Origin of the sequence: Tautonia marina (genome assembly GCF_009177065.1) — a bacterium.
Taxonomy (GTDB): domain Bacteria; phylum Planctomycetota; class Planctomycetia; order Isosphaerales; family Isosphaeraceae; genus Tautonia; species Tautonia marina.
This window is the reverse complement of the sequence record NZ_WEZF01000002.1, coordinates 68979-84235: the sequence shown is the minus strand read 5'-3', so window position 1 is coordinate 84235 and position 15257 is coordinate 68979. Positions and strand designations below refer to the sequence as shown.

At 59.3% G+C, this 15257-nt stretch carries 11 protein-coding genes; 6 read left to right on the top strand and 5 right to left on the bottom strand.

What is annotated here, in order from left to right; genetic code table 11:
• Positions 1-17: 17 nt before the first annotated feature.
• Positions 18-878: a M28 family metallopeptidase gene (locus GA615_RS02850; RefSeq protein WP_152049759.1), complete on the bottom strand. Its 861-nt coding sequence runs from the start codon at positions 876-878 to the stop codon at positions 18-20.
• 404 nt (positions 879-1282) lie between these two features.
• On the opposite strand from GA615_RS02850, the gene GA615_RS02845 reads away from it, so the two are divergent.
• The 6 genes from GA615_RS02845 (at position 1283) to GA615_RS02820 (ending at position 11887) form a co-directional block, all read left to right on the top strand.
• Positions 1283-1921: a TetR/AcrR family transcriptional regulator gene (locus GA615_RS02845; protein WP_235905029.1), complete on the top strand. Its 639-nt coding sequence runs from the start codon at positions 1283-1285 to the stop codon at positions 1919-1921.
• A 26-nt stretch (positions 1922-1947) separates the two neighbouring features.
• Entirely contained in the window at positions 1948-3351 is a 1404-nt protein-coding gene (locus tag GA615_RS02840; protein WP_152049758.1) for an efflux RND transporter periplasmic adaptor subunit, read from the top strand.
• Positions 3352-3554: 203 nt separating this feature from the next.
• Positions 3555-6752 (top strand): efflux RND transporter permease subunit, encoded by a 3198-nt coding sequence (locus GA615_RS02835; protein ID WP_152049757.1) that lies wholly within the window; start codon positions 3555-3557, stop codon positions 6750-6752.
• Positions 6753-6838: 86 nt separating this feature from the next.
• A complete protein-coding gene (locus GA615_RS02830; RefSeq protein ID WP_152049756.1) occupies positions 6839-7759 on the top strand; it encodes a PP2C family protein-serine/threonine phosphatase in 921 nt (306 codons plus the stop codon).
• Positions 7760-7931: 172 nt separating this feature from the next.
• Positions 7932-10145, top strand: coding sequence for an NADH-quinone oxidoreductase subunit L (gene nuoL, locus GA615_RS02825; RefSeq protein ID WP_235905026.1), 2214 nt, complete (start codon positions 7932-7934; stop codon positions 10143-10145).
• 47 nt (positions 10146-10192) lie between these two features.
• Positions 10193-11887, top strand: a complete 1695-nt coding sequence (locus tag GA615_RS02820) for a complex I subunit 4 family protein (protein WP_152049755.1) — start codon at positions 10193-10195, stop codon at positions 11885-11887.
• A gap of 101 nt (positions 11888-11988) precedes the next feature.
• Here GA615_RS02820 and GA615_RS02815 read toward each other — a convergent pair whose 3' ends face one another.
• The 4 genes from GA615_RS02815 to GA615_RS02800 form a co-directional block, all read right to left on the bottom strand.
• A complete protein-coding gene (locus GA615_RS02815) occupies positions 11989-12639 on the bottom strand; it encodes a queuosine precursor transporter (protein WP_390622213.1) in 651 nt (216 codons plus the stop codon).
• A 255-nt stretch (positions 12640-12894) separates the two neighbouring features.
• On the bottom strand, positions 12895-13146 hold the full coding sequence (locus tag GA615_RS02810) for a DUF4175 domain-containing protein (RefSeq protein WP_161602133.1): 252 nt from the start codon (positions 13144-13146) through the stop codon (positions 12895-12897).
• A gap of 22 nt (positions 13147-13168) precedes the next feature.
• Positions 13169-13528: a PspC domain-containing protein gene (locus GA615_RS02805; RefSeq protein WP_152049752.1), complete on the bottom strand. Its 360-nt coding sequence runs from the start codon at positions 13526-13528 to the stop codon at positions 13169-13171.
• A gap of 236 nt (positions 13529-13764) precedes the next feature.
• Positions 13765-15204, bottom strand: coding sequence for a Gfo/Idh/MocA family protein (locus tag GA615_RS02800; protein WP_152049751.1), 1440 nt, complete (start codon positions 15202-15204; stop codon positions 13765-13767).
• Positions 15205-15257: the final 53 nt, after the last annotated feature.

Genomic DNA, 15257 nt, shown 5'->3' with positions numbered 1-15257 from the left:
GGGGAATTCGGCAGGGCCTACCGACTGTTTTCCGGGATGTCTTCGGATCGGTCAAGTTCCAGGAGGTACTTGAGAACGAGGGCGTAGGTGGTTTCGTAGACCTCGGTCTCGACATTCTCGAAGCGATCCTTGTCTGAGTGGATCAGCTCGAAGCGATCGAGCGGCAGACCGTCGAAGGTGATGGTGGGAATGCCGACTTGATCGAAGGGGATGGAATCGGCCCCGACTCCCCGGATCACGTGGCTTTCGAGCGGGAGTTCTGAGGCCATCGCGACCCGGTGGGCAATGGCTTCGAGGTCGTCGTTCGAGCCGTTCGACCAGACAAACGGACCACCGGCGCCAAGGCATTCCAAGTTCACCATTGCCCGGATGGAGCCGACCCCTTCCTCGCCAAGTTCCTCGACATATCGTCGCGAACCGAGCAGGCCAAGCTCCTCGTGAGCAAACCCCATGAAGGCGAACGTATGCTGCGTGGGCACATCCTTAAGGGCTTGATAGAGATTGGTCGTCATGCAGGCGCCGGACCAATCATCAATGATCCCGTGGCCGGCTGGAACCTTGTCGAGATGGCCGCCGACGACGATGACCTTGTCGGTTGCTCCCGGTTTGGTTGCAATCACATTGTGAAGGATCGGGTCTTCGGGGGTCCGTCCAGGAACTTCTTGAAGCGAGATGGCCTCGGCGGGGGCTCCGGCCTGTTCGAACAGTTCCTTGAGCCGGAGGACCCGGTCAGGATTTTCGAGAGGAGCCGACGCCAACTCCTTGAGCAACTCGTCAGAAGACACGGGGATCGGCGCTGGTTCCTGTGCACTCGCGGGGAGCGCCGAGATCAGCACGAACAGGCCAGTCATGAGGCTGGCGGAACGGACACAAGGCATCGTGAGACTCCGAGGGACGTCGTCGGGCGAGGGCCTGGACCAGTGCGCTCTCGTTTCAAAGGGCGATCGGTTGATCAAGATCCTCGGGGCGGCCAAAGAGAAACGATCGCGGTGAACCTTGATCGCCGGGTCGCGACCGATGTTTTGTGGATCGGAACGCGGTCATGCCACGATTGGGCTGGATCTCGCTTCGAAGCCACGAGTTCATCCGAGCATAAGGAGCCTGGCGAAACAAGGACCCAGGCCAGACTGGCCATCTCCTGCCGAAACGGGGGGCCCATCCAGGCCGATCAGGGAATTCCCTCGTTCAACTCAGGTGGTCGGGCGAAACCAGGCAAAATCTTGACGAGGTTCGAGGAGGGAATCATACTACTTACCGTTCGGTATACACGCGGAGGTGAAGGGTGTCTGAACCTGCACGCACGATGGTTTCGGACGAACAGAAACGCGATGCGGCTCGTGAAATTCTTCGAGCCGCCGCTCGATTCTTCGCGGATCGGGGCTTCGACGCGACTTCAGTCCGGGAGATCGTCGAGGCGGCAGGAGTGACCAAGCCGACGCTCTACTACCACTTCGGGAGCAAGGAGGGGTTGGCGCAGGCCCTGCTTTCGCGACCGATGCGACGCTTGATTGAGGAGTTACGTTCGATCGCCGAGCGTCCGGGTGATCCGGTCGAAGCGCTCAGCGATCAGATCGAAGCGCATTTTGCGTTCTGCCGAGAGGAGCCGGATCGGGCACGGTTTGTCTATGCCCTGTTCTTTGGGCCGAATACGCCCGGGCTGTCGTCGCAAGTGGCGGTCTATGGCAAACAGATGACGGATCTCCTGAATGAAACCACGCGCCGCCTTGCGCGATCCGGGATGATCTCCGAGGATCGATCTCGGCGCTGTGCCGCGGTGGTTCAAGGGCTGATCACCATCTACACGGCGGATTATCTGTATCAAGGCGCGAACCTGGAGACGGGATTGGCGCGTCGCCTGGTTGAGGATTTGCTGCTCGGGTTTGCTGCGGATCGGACGGGTGTCGGGACGGGCAATGAGTGACGGGGTCTTCATTGATCGAGGAATCCATGATCGCGATCGTATCTCGGCGTTGGCGGGGAACCTCGGCTCATCTCGTGCCGCTGCTGGGCATCCTGGGGTTCCTGGGGTCGGGATGCGGGGAGGCCGGTGATCAATCGCTTGAGGGCTCGACCGAGCCGGTCGCTCCGGTCGTGGTGACAACAGCCCCTGCCCTCCGACAACCGGTTGAGCGTTCGATTGAAGTGGTCGGAACCCTGTTCGGCTGGGAAGAGGTGACGCTCGGTTCGAAACAGACCGGCCGGGTGATCGCCGTGAAGCATGATGTGGGAGATCGGGTGAATCCGGGCGATTCGCTGGTTGAACTGGACCCAGTCGATGCTCGATTCGCAGTAGAGGAGTCGCGGTCGAGGCTCCTTGGAGAGCTGGTGAAGCTGGGGATTTCGTCGGAGGTCGCGGATCGGTTCACCTCGCAGTATGGCATCTCGGAAGCGATTCTAGAGAATGACGAGGTCATCCGAATTATTCGGAACACCCCTCCTGTGAAGCAGGCTCAGGCGACGCTGGAACTGGCCGAAATCCGACTGAACCGCCAGCGACAGCTTGCATCGCGGAGCGCGGGGACCGTGCAGGAACTCCAGGATGCCGAGAGTGAGGTGAGGGTGGCCGAGGCCGCACTCGACAACGCCATCCTGACCGCCCGGACGGTGATTGCGAACGCCCTTTCGACGTATGTGGCAATGGAGCAAGCCACGGAAGTCCTTCGGGAGATGACGATCGAAGCTCCGAAGCCATCGGTTCTTCCGCCAGGAGTGGAAACGATGGATTCGCTACGCTATGCGATTAGTCAGAGGCACGTGGCGGAGGGGCAGTTCCTCCGGCCGGGTGACCCGGTGTACGACCTGGTGCTGGAACATCCCCTGCGACTTCGGGCGAATGTTCCCGAGCGATTCGGCGCCCGCGTCGCGGAAGGGCAGGTCGTGGAGATCTCCGTGGCTTCTTATCCTGGCAAGACGTTTCAAGGCACCATCTCCCGCATCAACCCGAGGATTGATCCCGTCAGCCGAACCTTTGAGGTCGAGGCAACGGTTGCGAACGAGGAATTGATCTTGCGCCCGGGGAGCTTTGCCAAGGCTCGGATCGTGACGCAGCGAGAGGATGACGCGACTCTTGTTCCGATCGAGGCGGTGGTCCGTTTTGCCGGCGTGGTCAAGCTGTTTCTGATCGATCCCGCAAGTGGAGGGGATCGGGTGAGCGAAGTTCAGGTGCGAACCGGCGTTCAGTCGGGTGACATGATCGAGATTCTCGACGGATTACCCGAGGGCTCCGTGGTGGTCACCAGCGGCCAGACCCGACTGGCCGACGGAAGCACCGTAGTTCTTCGAGAGAACCTGGATTCCAGGGCGAGCGAGAAGGACCGTGCTTCTGTCCCGGAACCGGACCAAAACGGCTAGGAATCTGCTGCGGAGCGCCCGGTCTCTGAGGAGGCAGGTCCTGGTTGATCCTGAGCACACGTGATGGCCAGGCGATTGGATCGAGTTGACTGGGGGCTGTGGACCAGCATCTGCAACTCGCGGCACGATTGGAAACGGTCCCTGCGGGAACGGCGGAATTCTTCGATCGCGACGTCACTCTTTGTTTCGAGGCCGGAACTGCCATGACCATCTCGGACGTTTGCATCAACCGGCCGGTGTTCACCTGGGTCCTTGTGTTGATCCCAGTCGTGCTGGGGGTGGTCAGTTACAACCGACTCGGAGTGGACCTGTTCCCCGATGTCGAGTTCCCGGTGGCGTCGGTCACGGTGGTCTTGCCGAACGCGAGTGTCGAGGAGATGGAGACCTCGGTCACGAAGCCGATCGAGGATATCCTGAACACGATCTCCGGGATCGAGGAACTTCGCTCCGTGACCTATGAGGGAATTTCGGTTCTCACGGTCCAGTTCGAGCTCTCAAAGGATGCTGATGTCGGGGTGCAAGAGGTCCGGGATAAGGTCAACGCGGTGCTTCCGATTTTGCCGGAAGGCATTGAGTCTCCAGTGGTTTCCAAGTTTGAAACCGACTCGATTCCGATTCTGACAATTGCTGTTTCGGGCCGACGAGATTTCCGGGAGGTGACGGAGATTGCTCGTCGACAGATCAAGGAACGGTTGGAGACGGTCAGTGGCGTGGGGGCCATCTCGCTTTTGGGTGGTCGCACTCGGGCGATGAACGTGATCGTCGATACCGATGCGCTGGCGGCGTTGAATCTCTCGATCGACGATGTGCGATCGGCATTGCTTCGGCAAAGCCTGGAGGTTCCGGGGGGGCGTGTGGATCGGGGAAGCCGCGAGGAAATTCTCCGAGTGCTGGGCCGGTTGGAGACAGAGCAAGAGTTTAACGACCTGATCATCACGACCCGGGGTGGGTATCCCATCCGCATTCGGGATGTTGGCCGCGCGGAAGACTCGATCGAGGAGCCGCGGTCGCTGGCGAGACTCGACGGTCAGAATGCGGTCAGCCTGGTGATCCAGAAGCAGTCGGGCACCAACACCGTGCAGGTGGCTCATGAGATCAAGGAGCGATTGAACGAACTCAGGGAAGCGCTGCCACCAGACATCGAGACGGTGACCATTCGAGACCAATCGCGGTTCATCGAACAATCCATCGAGGAGGTGAAATTTCACCTGGTCCTGGCCGGGATCCTCGTCTCGGGAACCATCTTGATGTTCATCCGAGACTGGCGAACAACTGTCATCGCGACCCTGGCGATTCCGACCTCGATCATTCCGACGTTCCTGTTCATGGATGTGATGGGATTCACCTTGAATAACATCACGATGCTCGGATTGATTTTGGCCATCGGAATCGTGATCGACGACGCGGTGGTGGTTCACGAGAATATCTTCCGACACATGGAGGAAGATGGAATGGATGGGATGACGGCGTCCCGGATCGGCACGAGGGAGATTGCCCTGCCGGTCTTCGCGACGAGCCTGTCCTTGATCGTGATCTTCCTGCCGATTGCATTCATTGGGGGAATCGTCGGGCGGTTTTTTGCGAGCTTCGGATTTGTCGTCGCCTTTGCGGTGGCAATGAGCCTGTTCGTCTCGTTCACCCTGACGCCAATGCTTTGCAGCCGGTTTTTGAAGCTTGAGGAGGTTCGAGATTCGGGACCAGCGAAATCGAAGGCGGGCTTTGTGTACCGAATCATGGATCGCAGCTACGGCTGGATTCTTGGTTGGTCATTGAGACACAAGGGAGCCATCGTGGCCCTTGCCTTCGTGACGATCGCCGCCACCGCTCCGATTGGGATGGCGACCGGATTCTCGTTGATCCCGAGAGACGATCAGAGTGAATACGAGGTGGTCGTCACGACGCCTGAAGGCTACACCCTGGATCAGACCGACCGCGTGATGCGAGAACTGGAGCAACGGATTCGCGCCTTGCCAGGCTCCAGGAACCTGTTCACGACCATCGGATCCCTCTCGACCGGCCAGCAGGTCAAGGGGCAGGGGGATGTGACCCAGGCATCAGTCTATGTACGGATGGAAGAACTATCGGAACGAGACATCAGTCAGTTTGAGGTTCAGGATCAGGCTCGGGAGCTGTTGAAGTCGTACCCCGATCTGAGGATTAGTGTCAACGATGTTTCGGCCTTTCAAGGGGGACGTCGAGCTCAGATTTTCCAGATGAATCTTGCGGGGCCCGATCTAGACAAACTGGCCGATTATGCGCAACAGTTGGTCGATCGGTTGGAGGCGCATGGGGACATTACCGACCTGGATACCACGCTCTCGCTGAGCAAGCCCGAGGTCCGGGTGGCGATCGACCGGGAACGGGCGGCCGACCTGGAGATTCCGGTGGCGACGATCGGCGACAGTCTTCGCGTGCTGGTGGGTGGCTTGCCGATCACCACCTTCCGTGATGGGGGAGAGCAATACGATGTCTGGCTTCGAGCCCAGCCTCAGGACCGAAATTCACCCGAGGCGCTCGAGAATCTCAATCTTGCATCTCCGACAGCCGGTCTGGTGAAGTTGACGAGTCTGGCCCGTCTGGAATCGGATCTCGGCCCGACCGAGATCGAACGGCTCGACCGAGAGCGTATTGTCACCGTTCTGGGCAACCCGACTGACACCATGCCACTTGGCCAGATTGTCTCGCTTTCTAATGAGATTCTCGACGAGATCGGCATGGAGCCAGGGTATCGAGCCGTTGTATCGGGCCAGGCAAAAACCCTTGAAGAGACGTTTGTTTACTTTACGGTTGCGTTTATCCTCTCGACCGTGTTCATGTACATGATTCTGGCCGCGCAGTTTGAAAGCTGGCTGCAACCCATCGCGATCTTGATGGCCTTGCCGGTCACGGTTCCCTTCGGTTTGCTCTCGATGCTTCTCTGGAACACGCCGATGGACCTGTACGCCATGTTCGGGCTCTTCATGCTGGTCGGGATCGTCAAGAAAAACGGAATTCTTCAGGTCAATGCCACGAACGATTTGAGAGGTGAAGGCTGGCCGAGGCACGATGCGGTCGTCGGGGCGAACCATTTGAGGCTTCGGCCGATCTTGATGACCACGGTGATGCTCGTGGCGGCGATGATCCCGATCGCGCTGGGCCAGGGGCCGGGGGCCGGATCGCGAGCGAGCATGGCCAAGGTGATTATTGGAGGCCAGATGCTTTCCCTGGTGCTGGCCCTGGTGGTGACGCCCGTGTTCTACGTGTTGCTCGACATGTGGACGAACTTCACCCGGCGAATCGGCATTCGCTTCTCGGTTCATGACGATGGCCGACTCCGGGATGAGACTCCTGTCGGTGCCGAGCCTTCCTCGGACTCAGGAGAACTGTCGGCGGTGTCTGCCCCAGCGTCGGAGCATCGTTGACACGTCGATCGTTCTGAGGCGAGATAAATCTCGGTGATCGACGTAGTGGTCTCTGGAGCCGAAACTTCCCCCCTGGAACTGTTGTGATGGCCACCACGATACCTGAAGATCGTTACCCGCCGATCGAGGACTCGACCGTCGAGTTCCCCGCAACAACCGGCCGGGGAAAGGTCTGTCTCCGGGTCCGCTGCGACGGACTGACCGACCAGGGGCTCCGTCGTTCGAACAATGAAGATAACTTCCTGATTGCCCGACTGACCAAGCGGCTCGATGTTTGTCGGAGTAGTATTCCGCACCGAGCTGATGGCCGGGCCGCCGAGGAAATGGCCCACCTCCTTGTGGTGGCGGATGGCCTGGGAGGCGAAGCGGCTGGAGAGCAGGCGAGTGCCCTCTCGATTGCGACCGTGGAAGACTTCGTCCTGAATTGCTTCAAATGGTTCCTTCACTTCGAGCCCGGCGAACAAGACGAACTCGTGAAAGAGCTTCGAGAAGCCTTGGAGCAGGCGGACCAGGAAGTCTACCGCAAGGCCCGATCTCATCGAGCGTTGACCGGAATGGGAACGACGTTGACGATGGCCTATTCGGTCTGCGAGACCCTGTACATTGCCCATGCCGGTGATTCTCGAGCGTATCTGTTCCGCGATGGGCAGCTGGCTCGCCTAACACGCGATCACACGTATGCGCAAATGTTGCTTGACTCAGGGGCGATTACCGAAAAAGACGCTTATCAATCAGGGCTTCGTAATGTCGTGACCAACGTGGTTGGGGGACCGAGCAAAGGGGTCTACGTCGAACTCCACAAGCTCCAAATTCAGGACGGCGATGCCCTGTTGCTGTGTACGGACGGATTGACCGAACCAGTCCCCGATGCCGTGATTGCTCAGGAGCTTTCCGAGCATGCTCACCCGGGTGAGGCGTGTCGAGCGCTGTTGCAACGGGCACTCGATGCCGGAGCGCCAGACAACATTGCCCTGATTCTGGCTCGGTTCTCGGTCAGTCACAGCTGATTCCAATGCGTTGAAGGGCTGAGAAGGTGCGACGAGGACTTGCAACGCGGGGCGGAATTGTGCCATTATTTTCCCTTCCTCGCTCCGTTCCCGGGCTCGTTGGACGATGGGGCGAGGCCCCCCGTCGGTCGCGGTACGAGGGGCGGTCGCCCGGTCCCCTCGAAGCGAGGCCATGATGAACCAGTGGCAAGGCTGGCTCTACGTCGCTGCCGTCTTGATCCCCCTGGTTGCGTTTGCCATCCAGATCTTGGCGAACCGGGGATTACGGCATTGGAACGCCTGGATCGCGTCCGGCGCGATTGGGGTGTCGTTCCTGTGTGCGGCAATCGGCTTCGTGGCGTACTTTGCCGAGACGGGTGGGATGCCCGCGCCGCATCACCATGACTCCTCGCTGGAGGAGGACGCTGCGACAGGCAGTCATGTCGAGAAGGTTGCCTGGGAAGGGCACTGGTCCTGGGTCGCATTGGGTGATCGACTTTCGGCCGATGAACGACCGCTGACGATTCCACTAGGAATTTACGTCGATCAACTGACGGTGATCATGTTCGTGATGGTCACGCTGATCGCGTTGTTGATTCATGTCTATTCCATGTCGTACATGGCGGGCGACCCTCGCTATCCAAGGTTCTTCGCCTACCTGTCGCTGTTTTGCTTCTCGATGCTCGGGTTGGTGGCAGCAGCCAATGCGTTCATGGTGTTCATCTTCTGGGAACTGGTCGGCATTTGCTCGTATTTGCTGATCGGCTTCTGGTATGAGGAGAAGTCCAACAGCGACGCCGCGAACAAGGCGTTCATCACCAACCGCATTGGCGATGTCGGGATGCTGCTCGGGCTGGGATTGCTCTGGACCCAGTTCGGCACGTTCAACATCGCGGAATTGAACGCGGGACTGGCGCATGTTGACGCCAGGCAAACGGACGCTCTGGGACGGATTTCGACAGACGATCCTGGGGAGATCGTACCGGTCACCGTGGGAGGTGTTGAGCGACTGATCCCCTACTGGGTGCTGGCACTTGCAGGCCTAGGGGTGTTTGCCGGGTGCGTGGGGAAGAGCGCTCAGTTTCCGCTGCACGTCTGGTTGCCGGATGCGATGGCTGGGCCTACGCCGGTTTCGGCCCTGATCCATGCGGCGACGATGGTGGCGGCAGGGGTCTACCTGGTCGGACGCTTCTTTCCCCTGTTCACGGCAGAGGTCTTACTCGTTATTGCGTACACGGGTGGCATCACCCTTTTTATCGCCGCGACAATTGCCCTGGTTCAGGTGGACTATAAAAAGGTTCTCGCCTATTCAACCGTCAGCCAACTGGGCTTCATGATGCTGGCGCTGGGGGTCGGGGGATGGGCGGCCGGGTTATTTCATCTGGTGACGCACGCATTTTTCAAGGCATTGCTCTTTCTCGGTGCTGGAAGCATTCACCACGCGGTTCACACGTATGATCTGCGACCGCTTGGGGGACTGCGGCGGAAGATGCCGATCACCGCGATGACGATGCTTCTGGCGACCCTTGCGATCTCTGGAGTCCCATTCTTCAGCGGATTTTACTCCAAGGATGCCATTCTCGCCTCGACGATTCACTTTGTGCGATCGGAACCAAAACATCTGCTGCTCCTGATTCTGCCTGCGGCGGGAGCAGCGATGACCGCGTTTTACATGTTCCGAATGTGGTTCCTGATCTTCACTGGAGAACCCCGACGATCGGCATCGGGGGCCGACGGCGACCAGATCGCCCATGCCCATGAGAGCGGCCCGTTGATCACCTGGCCGCTGCGAATTCTGGCGATCCCAACCGTGGTGATCGGCTGGCCGTTGACGATCCTGCCGCTGGCAATCTTCGGTCTGCCGTTTCATCCAGTGTTGGAGAACTGGCTGGCATACGGCGAACCGATCCCGGCCCAACCGCTGGGATCGGCGGAGGTATGGGCGGCATCCACCTCGCTCCTGGTACTGGTCGTCGGGGTCGGACTGGCGTTTCTGGCCTATCATCCGAACAAAACGATTCGGCGGATTGACCCGGCTCGCATGGCCCATCACTTCGGTGGGCTTTACACATTGTTTCTCAACAAATGGTATCTCGACGAGATCTACGGTGCCCTGGTGGTCAACCCCGTACTGAGCACCGCTCGCGGTCTGGCACGGTTCGATCGGGTTGTGATCGACGGGATCGTCGATGGAGCCGCCTCGCTTGTCGTGATTCTGGGTCGTTGGAATCGGGCCGTTGACCGCCTGGTCGTCGATCGGTTGGTCACACTGGTGGCTCAGTTGCTCGGAATCTTCGGCAGCGTTTTTCAACGGTTCCAGACCGGCAAGCTGCGAGGATACCTGATGCTGCTTTCCCTGGCCTTCGTGGTGTTATCGGTTGGTATTTTCGTCTGGATCAGCCGCTAGGATCCGCCAGCGCAACCTGTCCGGTCGAACCTGCTTCGAGATCGATCATGAGCGATAACGTGCTGTTGAGTCTGCTCTGGGCTGCCCCGGTCGTTGGCAGCGCGCTGGTCCTGATGTTGCCAGGCCGGAACGATCTGGCGATCAAGGCCACGGCGCTTGGCATTACGGCACTGACCTTCGTGGTCTCGCTCATGGCCTTTGGAGCCTTCCTCTCGCTTGGAGAAGGAAGTCCCGATGCCTCACTCCAGGCGCGGGCCGAACGAAATGTTCTGGCGGCGGACGCTCAGACCGGTTTTCCCACGGTGGACGAGGCCTCCGGCGATCTCGTCTATCGAGGCCCCTGGATTCCCTACTTCAAGATTCAGTATTTTCTGGGGCTTGACGGCATCAGCATGAGTCTGGTCCTGCTGACGGCGTTGATCAGTCTGCTGGCTTGCCTGGCCTCCTGGGGAATCGAAACGGGGATCAAAGGTTATTTTTCGCTCTTTCTGCTCCTCCTGGGCAGCATGATGGGGGTTTTCCTCGCGCTCGATCTGTTCCTGTTCTTTGTCTTCTTTGAATTTATGCTCTTGCCAATGTATTTCCTCATTGGGGTTTGGGGGGGCGAGAATCGGGAGTACGCGGCGATCAAGTTCCTGCTCTACACGCTCTTTGGCTCGGTCTTCATCCTGGTGGCCATTCTGATTCTCTACTTCTATGCACCGGAGGGAGCCGAGGCGCTCTATACGTTCGACGTCATTCGCCTGATGGGGGCCTCGGCGCACTTCTCGGGGACCATCTTCGGGTTCGGTGTGCAATCGGTGGTGTTTACGCTGTTCTTGATCGGTTTTTTGATCAAGCTGCCGTCCGTTCCTTTCCACACCTGGCTACCCGATGCTCACGTCCAGGCACCCACGCCGATCAGCATGATTCTGGCCGGAGTGTTGCTGAAGATCGGCGGTTATGGGTTGATCCGCCTTGCCTGGCCGCTCGCGCCGATCGGCGCCTACGAGTTGTCTTGGTTCGTCGCAGTTCTGGGGGTTGTGAGTATTCTTTATGGTGCTCTGGCGGCGATGGCCCAGTCAGACTTCAAGCGATTGGTTGCATATAGTTCGGTCAGCCACATGGGATATGTGATGCTTGGACTGGCGGTCATGAATCTCTTCGCGCCGCAGTATTACGCCTATGGGGTTAACGGGGCGATGTTCATGATGATTGCTCATGGCATCACCTCGGCCGGAATGTTCTTCCTGGTGGGTGTGGTTTATGACCGGTTGCACACCAGAGAACTCGGGCACATGGGAGGATTGATGAACGTTATGCCCGTTTATGGCGGAGTGTCGCTCCTCATCTTCTTCGGATCGATGGGATTGCCTGGTCTGTGTGGGTTTGTGGCCGAGGTGTTCGTCCTGCTTTCGGCATTTAACTACAGTTATGTACTGGCGCTGGTTGCCGCGGCTTCTGTCGTCCTGACGGCCGGGTACATCCTCTGGACCCTTCAACGAGTATTGCTCGGACGAAACGATGCACTTCGAGGTTTACCCGACCTCTCGATCCGGGAGCGGTTGATCGCTACCCCGTTGGTTGTTTTGACAATCTGGCTGGGAATCTTCCCGCAATCCTTGATCGGCTGGATGAGCCCCGCCGTGGATCGGGTGGTGGCAACGGTGGTTGAGGCGAACGGCTTCGAGCCCCAACCTGAGACCGAAGCCCTCGCCGATGATGCCGATCCTCTGGATTCAGTGGCGAATCGTGTTCCCTGACTCATCATCTGCAAGGCACGTCTTCCGTCCTGGAACGATTGGACGAGCGTGCGTGCTGGCTGGACGTTCGCTCACACAGGTTTTGAGGCCATGCAGACCGCTCAGGTTTCCAGTGAGAAGGGTGTGAAGTTCGTGTCACGGTCGTAATAGTCTTCGTGCTCGGCTCGTTTGAGGAATCCCACGACCGCGTAGGTCATTGGTGTTGCAACCACTTCCCACAGGACCTTCAACGTGTAATTCGCAATCATGACTGTGAGCACGTCGTCCCAGGTCCAGCCAGGGCGTCCGAGAAACGCGATCGGGTAAAAGAGCATCGAGTCGGCCGCTTCTCCAGTCAGGGTCGAGCCGATGGTGCGAGTCCAGAGATAACGCCCCTCGGTCCAGAGTTTCATCTTCGCCAGTGTGTATGAGTTGATGAACTCTCCTGCGAAGAAACCGGCCATCGAAGCAAGGATAATCCGCCAGGTGCCGCCGAAGACGGTTTCCCAGATCGCTTGATTCGGCCAGTTCGAGGCTGCCGGGAGCGCGATCACAACCTGACTGACCAGAGCCGCGAAGGCGAGCGCTCCGAATCCGGCCCAAACAACCTTGCGAGAGCGTTTGTAGCCGTAGACCTCGGTCAGGATGTCGTTGAACAGGTAGCTGATCGGGAAGAACAGGACACCTGCACCGAAGATGAACCCACCAATCTCGACTCGCTTTGGGGCCGAGATCAGGTTCGTGCAGAGCAGGACCGTCACAAAGGCGGCCATGATCAGGTCGTAATAACGATAAACTCGACCGTAACCCCTGGGTAGGATTCGGCCGATGGTGAGCGGGGACGCATGATCTCCCGTCACCGGCACGGGTCGGGAAGGCGCGGGATCATTCACTGACTCCATGAAGGGGTCCGTCCGAGAAAGGGCAGGCAGTTCAGGAACCCCGCCGTGGGATTCCCGATCGATCAGATGCTGACAGGACGGTGCCGGTCAACCGGGCGGAAGCGGAGTGGGAGAGAAGGGCGCCGATCATTCCGGACGAGCGGCATCACTGGGGCGTCTTGTTCGCCGGCCGGGACGAGCGGTACTGAGCCCGAGGCCAAGAGCCACCATTGCCAGGCCAAGGGCCACCCCGAGATAGAGCAGAGGCTCGACGGGTTGGCCAAACAGGGACCGATTGTGACCGAAATTGCCGAGCAACAGACCGATGCAGGCAATCTCCAGTACCGGACCGATCAGGCGCAGGGCGAGTCCGATCCGGGTGGTGGTCATGGCAATCAAGCAATGGCCCTCACTCAAGCAATCAATCGGTCCAGCGATCCGGGTCGTCTTCCATCGGAATCACCAGCGCCAAGATGATATACAGAATGATTCCCGGAATGCCAGCCGTGAAGAACGTGACCACGGCATACGTGATCCGAATCAAGGTCGGATCGATGCCGAGCAGGCGACCGAAGGCTGAGCAGACTCCGGCAACCATCCGGTCATGTTTTGGTCGGCGGAGCGTTCCCAAGCTCCAGCCGCCTTTGCCGGGCCCAACATCCCAGGCATGCGGGGATAAGGGGGAGGCGTTTCTTCCAGAATCGAGCCAGGTCAGGCAATGCTTGCACTTGATCGCGGCGTCCTGGATTTCCTCATCACAATAGGGGCATCGTTTGGACATTGAGTGCCAATCCTCTCCGAGCATCTGCGCGCTGCGAGTCAGGTCGAGAAACGATCTCGTTGGATCCTTCTTCAGTTCTTCGCTGAGGTCGGGAGAGGCTTGAGTGGTTCTTGCATACGATCAGGATGAAGTCTCGGAAAGGTCCCTCTCATCGCGATGGATGTAGAAGCCGGCCCCGACACCTTTTCCCCTTTGGTCAATTCGGAGGGGAAAGGTGTCGGGAAATCCCGCCCGGCTCAGGCCAGTGACTCGGGCACCACGAAGGGAGCGCGATAAGGGCGGGTCAGCAGTGCATTGGCACGATCGTCATCGATGAACCGCTCGGTTTCCGGGTTGAAGCGGAGCCGACGGCCCAGACGGTACTGCATCCCTTCAATCGCCAGAGCGTTGTCATCCTTGAGATGCTCAACCATTCGTTCGACTGTCTCCTGGACGGCTTCATCGGAGCCGATGGCCTGGTCGATGGAATCGAATGACTCGGGAGCGCCAAGTTGATAGGAGACGTTGGCCAGGTGGCAGGCGGCGCTGGAATAGTGCCCTTCCAGGATGTCGGCGTTCAGGTCGTCGGTCTTCCGGCTCCGGACGGCTTCGATGAAGTTGGCGAAGTGGCCGTTTCCGGGGCCTCGGTTTGCGTCAACCCTGGGAAGTGGCTCGCCGTCTCCCTGACCCTTCGGATAGAAGCGACCACCGGAGACGATCCCCTCCTCGTAGTGAAGGACGTTGCCGACTTTCTGGCCCTTGTAGTCGTCGGTCGGAAGGCCTCGGACCTCGAAGATGAGCATCGTGCCGTCGAAGTCCATGACGGAAACCTGAGTGTTGGCGGTTTCCCCTTGATCCTCGTAGCCGAATCGACCGCCCAGGCTCACGACGCTTGTCGGATGGGTTGCGTCGGGAATCATCCAGCGGGCGACGTCCATCTGGTGGACCCCCTGGTTGCCGATGTCGCCGTTGCCGAAGTCCCAGAACCAGTGCCAGTTGTAATGGACAAGATTTTCGTGGAACGGGGTTTCCTGAGCAGGGCCGAGCCAGAGCGAGAAGTCGACTTCCGACGGGGGTGTCTGAACCGGCTTGAAGCCGATGCTGGGGCGAGGCTTGTAGCAGAGTCCTCGGGAGACAAGCAACTTGCCGTATCGGCCGGATCGAGTGATTTCGAGCAGTTCGGCCCATGATCGGCTGGAGCGGCCCTGCGTGCCGTGCTGGACAATCCGGTCGTACTTGCGAGCCGCCTCGACGGCGATCCGACCTTCGTGGATGTTGTGGCTACATGGCTTCTCGACGTACACATCCTTGCCCGCCTGACAGGCCCAGATCGACATCAAGGCGTGCCAGTGGTTTGGCGTTGCGATCGAGATGGCGTGGACATCGGGGTTGTCGAGCACCTCGCGGATGTCCTGCACCGTCTTCGGGGTTGCCCCGCCGCGTTCGACCGTTTGCTTGACGCGCTTGTCAAACGTTCGGACATCCGGATCGACGAGGTGACTGAGGCGAACCCCTGGCATTCCGGCGAACTCGCCAACATGGGCGCCGCCTCGGCCGTTCAGTCCAGCGACAGCGAGATTGATGGTGTCGTTGGCACCAAGAATCCGGCCGGAGGCCTTGGTTCCACCAATCGCGAACCCGGCGCCGATCGCCGCTACCGAGCCCGAGAGGAATGTCCGTCGCGTCGTGCGAGCCATGAGCGGTCTCTCCCCGTGGTCGAATATCGGGGCGGCCTGTTCGCCCCGAAGCA